Source organism: Alysiella crassa DSM 2578, assembly GCF_000745955.1.
In the GTDB taxonomy this organism is placed as follows: Bacteria; Pseudomonadota; Gammaproteobacteria; order Burkholderiales; family Neisseriaceae; genus Simonsiella; species Simonsiella crassa.
Genome location: NZ_JQKH01000109.1, coordinates 1 through 6,420, shown reverse-complemented (window position 1 = coordinate 6,420; position 6,420 = coordinate 1). Strand labels below are relative to the sequence as shown.

Sequence of the window (6,420 nt, the reverse complement as noted above, 5' to 3'; positions counted from 1 at the left end):
CGGTTTCTGGGAAATATGAACACGGCGGTTTGGTGCAAACCACGCAATTATTGAGTGTGGAAATTGACCCTGCTTTGGGGGTGGTGCCTGAAGTGGCGGCAAATAAATATTTCACCAACATCAGTTTTTTACAAGCAAATCAAGAGAGTACGCGTAGCAAATTGAGCGAGCAAGATTTGCCCTTTAAATTGATTCTGTGTGGTTTGGATACAAGTAAATAATTGAATTTATAGTGAATTCAATTTAAACCAGTACCGCGTTGCCAGCTCCCTTATGTACTATGTGTACACGGCGGTCGCTGTCGCCTTGTCCTGATTTAAATTGAATTCACTATATTATAAAAAAAGGCAGCCTGAAAACTTTTCAGGCTGCCTTTGGTTTATTTTGGGGGATTAATCCAAAGTAATGTTGTCATCGCTGGTGGCGGTTTCTACTTGTTGCAAAGCAGGGCGCGGCGCGGCGGCGGCTAGTTTGTTGTTGCCATCGTGTTGAATGCTGACAGAGCGTGCAGGTACGATGGTGGAAATTGCGTGTTTGTACACCATTTGCGTTACCGATGTGTTGCGCAACAGCACAACATATTGGTCAAATGATTCCACTTGTCCCTGTAATTTGATACCGTTTACCAAATAAATAGAAACAGGCACATGTTCTTTACGCAAAGCGTTCAAAAAAGGGTCTTGTAATAATTGTCCCTTGGCGGTCATGTTGGAAACTCCATTATTATTATTGAAAGGTTTACGGTTGGATTGTAACGGTAAATGCGTTGCGATACCAATGTTTTTTTACATTTCTATACGGAATTTTGATTTTCAGGCTGCCTGAAAAATGTGTTTACGAGATTTTTTGGGTGGACACGGAAATAATCGTGTCATTTGTTGCCAAGCCTTCCAAATAAATTTTGGCAACAGGTAATGTGATTTTCCCTTGTAAAACAGGGCTTTCGTATTCACAAACGGTGCGCATTTCAGGCAGCCTGCGCCATGTAAAATCGGCGGCGCGAGTTGGCGCAATGCGGCTGCGTACCGTCCACACCATCATGGTGTGTTCGGGGAAGGGACAATCTACGGTCAAATGTGATGTCATTTGGCAACTGCCGATGTGGTGCTGATTATCGGACAATTCGGGCAAGGGGTGGGCATTGAGAAAGCCAAATAATCGGTCGTGGGCAAACACATCTTGTTTTACATAAGTCCATATTTTTTCACGCAAAAAATACTGGTCGGCAAAATGGCGTGAAATCAAAGGCTGGCTGAAATAATCGCGCAATTTGCTCGTGATGTCGTCAATCGCGCCGCCAACCGCGCCCCATAATCCCGCCAAAATCAATTCGGTATGCGAACCACCATCGCGTATGGTGTGGAAACGTTTGCCCGATTCCACCCATTCGCGCACCGCCGCCGCTTCGCGCCATGAAATAATGCTGTCCGCATCGCGGAACATCACACGCGCCACCGTCTCATCGTCCAAAGCCAAAAATCGCCAAACGGTGCCAACCCAGTTTGCCGCTTCGCCTGAAACTTCAATCACTTCCGCGCCTAAATCGCGCAATTGTTGTATTTTTGCCGCAGGAACAGAGTTATCCACATAAAAACGACACGTCCAATCGGGATAAATTTCGGGCGCGACTTGCGCGTTTAAAATCGCCCCCTCCAAATATTTCGGCGATGCGCCAAATAGGGAAAAGGAGATGATTTGCTTGCCGTGTCGCGGCGACCATGTTTCAGGCAGCCTGAAAGTGGGCGTGATTTGTTTATCGCGCAATTGTAGGGCGCGTAAACCATGTTTAGCGGCTAATTCATTGTTTCCTAAACTATAATAATTGAGCGACAAAACATCGTGCGAATTAATGTGGTCGGGGTCAATGGCGAGCGATTGCAGCGCGTAGGCATTGGATTCTTCAAAACGTTGCAGACGGCTGGCTGTGGAAGCCGCGCTGCTTAATAAACGCGCGTCATCGGGCGATAATGCTAGGATTTGTTTGAGTTTTTCCAATACGGCTGGGAAATTTTGTTCGTCATGCAAGCGTTGAAATTGCGCTTTGTAATGCAAGAGCAGGATTTGGCGGGCATTGGCATAATCGGGCTGAATTGCCAAGGTTTTCAAAGCATAATCAATTGCCAAATCAGGTTTGCCCGCGTGGGTGGCGATGGTGGCGGCATTGCTCCACGCTTCCGCGTCATTGGGTTTGAGTTGGGTAATTTGTTGTATGGTGTGCAATGCCATCTCAAATTGTTTGGCGTGATATTGTTGGCTGAATTGTGAATATAATTCGTTGATTTTATGTTGATTCATCATGCTTGAAAATAAAAGTTAACCAAATAAAATAATTTAGGCAGCCTGAAACCGTTTCAGGCTGCCTAAATAGCGATTAAGCCCAAACTTCTTCCACAATTTCGCGGATGAAATTCAGTTTTTGCCATTGTTCTTCTTCGCTCAACACATTGCCTTCTTCGGTGGAGGCGAAACCGCATTGCGGGCTTAAACACAGTTGGTTGATGTCCACAAATTGCGCGGCTTCTTGAATGCGGTCAATGATGGCTTGCTTGTCTTCCAATTCGCCCGATTTGGACGTAACCAAACCCAAAACCACTTGTTGATTTTTAATAAAACGCAAAGGTTTGAAATCGCCTGCGCGGTCGCTGTCGTATTCCAAATAAAAGCCATCTACGTTGCAGCCGCCAAACAAAATTTCCGCAATCGGCTCATAACCGCCCGATGAAAACCACGTTGAACGGAAATTGCCACGGCAAATGTGCATGGTGATTGCCATGTCTTGCGGTGCGGTGGCGCGAATGTCGTTGAGCATTTGCACATAGCGTTTTGCCACCGCGTCCACGTCCACACCTTGTGATGCGTACAGGGCGCGTTTTTCTTCGGAACAAAATTCGCCCCAAGATGTGTCGTCCAACTGCAAATTGCGGCAACCCAAATCGTAAAATGCGTGTACCGCTTCAATGTAAGTGGCGGTAATATCGGCAAATAATTGTTCTTGATTGTTGGCATAAATTTCAGGCAGCTTGGGCTGTGCCGTGCGCACGCAAGTAATCAAATGCAACATGCTGGGCGATGGAATCGTGAATTTCACAGGATAGCCAGCCGCTTCTTCGTGCAAACGTTTGTAGTGGTCTAAAAAGGGGTGAACGTGCGCCCATTGAATTTTATCAATGATTTCAAGGGTTACAGGGCGGTGCATGTGGGCTTTGAAATGGGTGCTGTATGTTTCGGTGTCGCGCAATTCCACGCCCACCAGCTCAAACAGAAAATCCAAATGCCACCAAGTGCGGCGAAATTCGCCATCGGTTACGGCTGGCAAACCGACTTGTTTTTGCTGTTCAATTAATTTGGCGATTTCGCTGTCTTCTACTTGGTGCAATTCTTCTGCGCTGCACTCGCCGCAAGCGCATTGTTTTCGCGCTAATTTCACCGCTTCGGGACGCAAAAAACTGCCTACAATATCAAAACGATAAGGTGCACGGTCGCGCAAAGTCGCATTGGGGAATAATTGAGACATGGTTGTTCCTTTGATTTTTTATGTTAAAAAATATTTATAGTATAACAAAAATGGCTACAGGCTGCCTGAAACCCTTAGGCATAGAGTGGGGGATTCAGGTTTTGATTATGAATGATTTTTTTGTGTCATCAAATACATTTTCATGCTGCCTGCTTCAATTTTTTCCCGATATTCGCGTGGCAATTCAAATTGTTCCCCTGCTTGGAATGCGTATTCGCAGAAAATATTTTCTTTGCCATCGGGGTACACGTCTGCCAAATACAAATTAAATGGCTTGTCGGTGTGGGGGTGGTAATTGGTGAGCCGCCACGAACCCAGTTGGAAAACTTGATTGTTTTGATTACGATGAATGCGCGGCAGGTTTTCCGACCACGTTGCGCCAGCAAAATCAATCACGCTGCTGTGATGAATGCAATAGGGCTTAATGCGTTGCCAAACGTGTTGCGCCAAGAAAAATTGGTCGGCGTGGGTGGGGTGGAGTTTGGCTTCGTTGGCTAAATAATGGTCAATCCGCGCCCGAATATCGCCCAAAAATCCACCACGCGCCCCCCATAATCCCGCCAACACCAAATCGGTATGTCCATACCAATCGCGTATCACATGAAATGGTTTATCTGTAGCAAGCCATTCATCTACCAATATTTTTTCTCTTTCGCTAATCAGCGAATCGGCGTCTCGCATAATCACCACATCATAATCCCAATCCGCCAATGCCAAAAATCGCCAAAATGTGCCTGGCATGTGGCTGGCGTTAATGCTTGCCACGTCCACACATTCCACATTCAATAATTGGAGTCGTGGCACGATGTGTTTGGGGATGGTGTGGTCGTGGTAAACGCGCATGGTCCAATCGGGATAAATGTCTTTCATGGCTTTGGCGTTTAAAATTAGCGTTTCGCAATAGGCGGGTTTGCTGCCGTAGAGTGAAAATGCCACCATTTTTTTGCTGACGGTGTGTTTGTCTAATAATTTATCGCGGGCGGCGAGCGATAGGGCGGCGTATTTGGCGGCTTCATCGTAGCGATTGGATTCGCCGAGCTGGGTGGCGAGCCAGCCGTGAATTTGCATGGTTTGCCACGCGTCTGTGCAGATGGATAGGGCGTGTTGATAATAGGAAATGGCTTCATCTTCGCGTCCTGCGTGGGCGAGCATATTGGCAATGCGGCTGGCGGTCAGGGCACGGCGGTCTTCGGGGCTATTGTTGATGGCGGTCTGGGCGAGTTCGGGGATTAAATCCCATTGTTGTGTGTCTATGGCTTCGCGGACTTGTTGCGGGAAATAGTTTGCGTTCATAATTGGGTGAAAAATGGGTGTGAATGTGAAAAGGCAGCCTGAAAATCAAGTTTCTGTTAAACTTGCGTGTGGCATATTATAGACGAATTCATCTATTCAGGCTGCCTGAAAGTACACTAACACCCAATATGTATGGTGCGCCGTGCGCACCATACGATTATTTTTGTCGCATACCGAAAGGCAGCCTGAAACAAATTTCCTACAAGAAAACAAGGACAAATCCATGAGTGCAGAAATCACCATCAAACAACCCCCACGCCTGTTTCCCCAAACCCAACAACTGATTGCCGAAATTGAACGCCAACTCAACGCCCCCCTGTTGTGCTACTGGAACGGGCGCATGGGCAGCATTTGCGGCAATGATGTGTTGGCGTTGTATCACATTGTGGAACAAATTCAGCAGCACGATACCATTTACTTATTTATCAAAAGCGATGGCGGTTCGGGGCGCGAAGCCTTGCGCATGATTAATTTGATTCGGGGGCATTGCCAAAAATTGATTAGCCTTGTGCCATTGGAATGCGCGTCTGCCGCGACCATGATGGCGATTGGCGCGGACGAAATTCACATGGGGACAATGGCTTATTTGAGTTCGGTGGACACGTCTTTAACCCACGATTTATCGCCGCTAGACCGCGACAACGACCGCGTTTCCGTGAGTTTGGACGAACTCAACCGCGTGGTGCGCCTGTGGCAAAACAACACCAAAGACACCGATTCCAATCCATATAAATCTTTGTTTGAATATGTTCATCCGCTTGTGATTGGCGCGGTGGACAGGGCAGAGTCTTTGTCTATTCGTTTGTGCGAAGAATTATTGAGCTACCATATTGGCGACACGGAGCGCGTGCGCAACATTGCCAATATGCTCAATTCGGGCTACCCTTCGCATGGCTACCCGATTTTAATCAAAGAAGCGCAACGCATTGGCTTAAATGTGAAACAAATTGACAAAACCATCAATGATTTACTCTTGGATTTGAACGCGACTTACAGCGAAATGGGGCAACGCGCCATCACCGATTTTGACGACACCCATTCGCATTCCAATGAAATTTTGAATATTATGGAAGCGCGTGATATTCAAGTGTTCTACCAAAACGACAAAGATTGGTTTTACCGCACCGAAGAACGCCGTTGGCTGACCTTGAACGACAATTCCAAATGGCATATTGTTCAGCAAATTGATGGCGAAGAACAACATGATGTGTTGCATTTATGATGGTTGAATGTGTTGAATTTTGTTTCAGGCTGCCTGAAAGTACATGATAATTTTTGAGATACCAACAATCTGTTCCCTCCCCCGTCCTAAACGGGGGAGGGCTAGGGTGCAGACCTGCCAAGTTCTTTTGGTGTAAAATGATAAAGTTAAACTAACGGTAATTTGACCATGCAAACTTTGGAAACCTACTTTTCAGAAATTGAAGACAAAAGACGCAGCGAAGGTAAACGTTACGCGCAAGCTAAATTATTAACAGCCATTGTGATTGCGATAATGGGTGGTGCAAAAAGCTTTCGTGATATAGACCGCTTTTTGAGTAACAATATTGACGATTTAAAACAATATCTTGCTTGGGAACGCGATGCGACACCGAGTCATGAAAAAATCCGAA

Annotated in this window: 6 protein-coding genes and 1 pseudogene; 3 read left to right on the top strand and 4 right to left on the bottom strand. The window is 46.4% G+C overall.

Going from position 1 to position 6,420, the window contains the following annotated elements:
• A pseudogene (locus Q338_RS14925) lies at positions 1 to 221 on the top strand (cell division protein ZapD); the annotation flags it as partial.
• 171 nt (positions 222 to 392) lie between these two features.
• Here the strand turns inward: Q338_RS14925 and hfq are convergent.
• The 4 genes from hfq to Q338_RS13880 all read right to left on the bottom strand — a co-directional run bounded on the left by hfq (position 393) and on the right by Q338_RS13880 (position 4,807).
• Positions 393 to 707 (bottom strand): RNA chaperone Hfq, encoded by a 315-nt coding sequence (gene hfq, locus Q338_RS11685; protein ID WP_034295644.1) that lies wholly within the window; start codon positions 705 to 707, stop codon positions 393 to 395.
• Between the two features lie 127 nt (positions 708 to 834).
• Positions 835 to 2,298 (bottom strand): tetratricopeptide repeat protein, encoded by a 1,464-nt coding sequence (locus tag Q338_RS11680; RefSeq protein WP_051968635.1) that lies wholly within the window; start codon positions 2,296 to 2,298, stop codon positions 835 to 837.
• Between the two features lie 73 nt (positions 2,299 to 2,371).
• On the bottom strand, positions 2,372 to 3,514 hold the full coding sequence (locus Q338_RS11675) for a 5-methyltetrahydropteroyltriglutamate--homocysteine S-methyltransferase (protein ID WP_034295640.1): 1,143 nt from the start codon (positions 3,512 to 3,514) through the stop codon (positions 2,372 to 2,374).
• 105 nt (positions 3,515 to 3,619) lie between these two features.
• Complete coding sequence (locus Q338_RS13880; protein ID WP_051968634.1) at positions 3,620 to 4,807, bottom strand: tetratricopeptide repeat protein; 1,188 nt, start codon at positions 4,805 to 4,807, stop codon at positions 3,620 to 3,622.
• 223 nt (positions 4,808 to 5,030) lie between these two features.
• Here Q338_RS13880 and Q338_RS11665 point away from each other — a divergent pair, with 223 nt between their 5' ends.
• Entirely contained in the window at positions 5,031 to 6,029 is a 999-nt protein-coding gene (locus Q338_RS11665) for a Clp protease/crotonase-like domain-containing protein (RefSeq protein ID WP_034295638.1), read from the top strand.
• A 168-nt stretch (positions 6,030 to 6,197) separates the two neighbouring features.
• Positions 6,198 to 6,420 (top strand): transposase family protein (locus tag Q338_RS11660; RefSeq protein ID WP_034295636.1); only part of this gene is annotated, 223 nt, incomplete at its 3' end.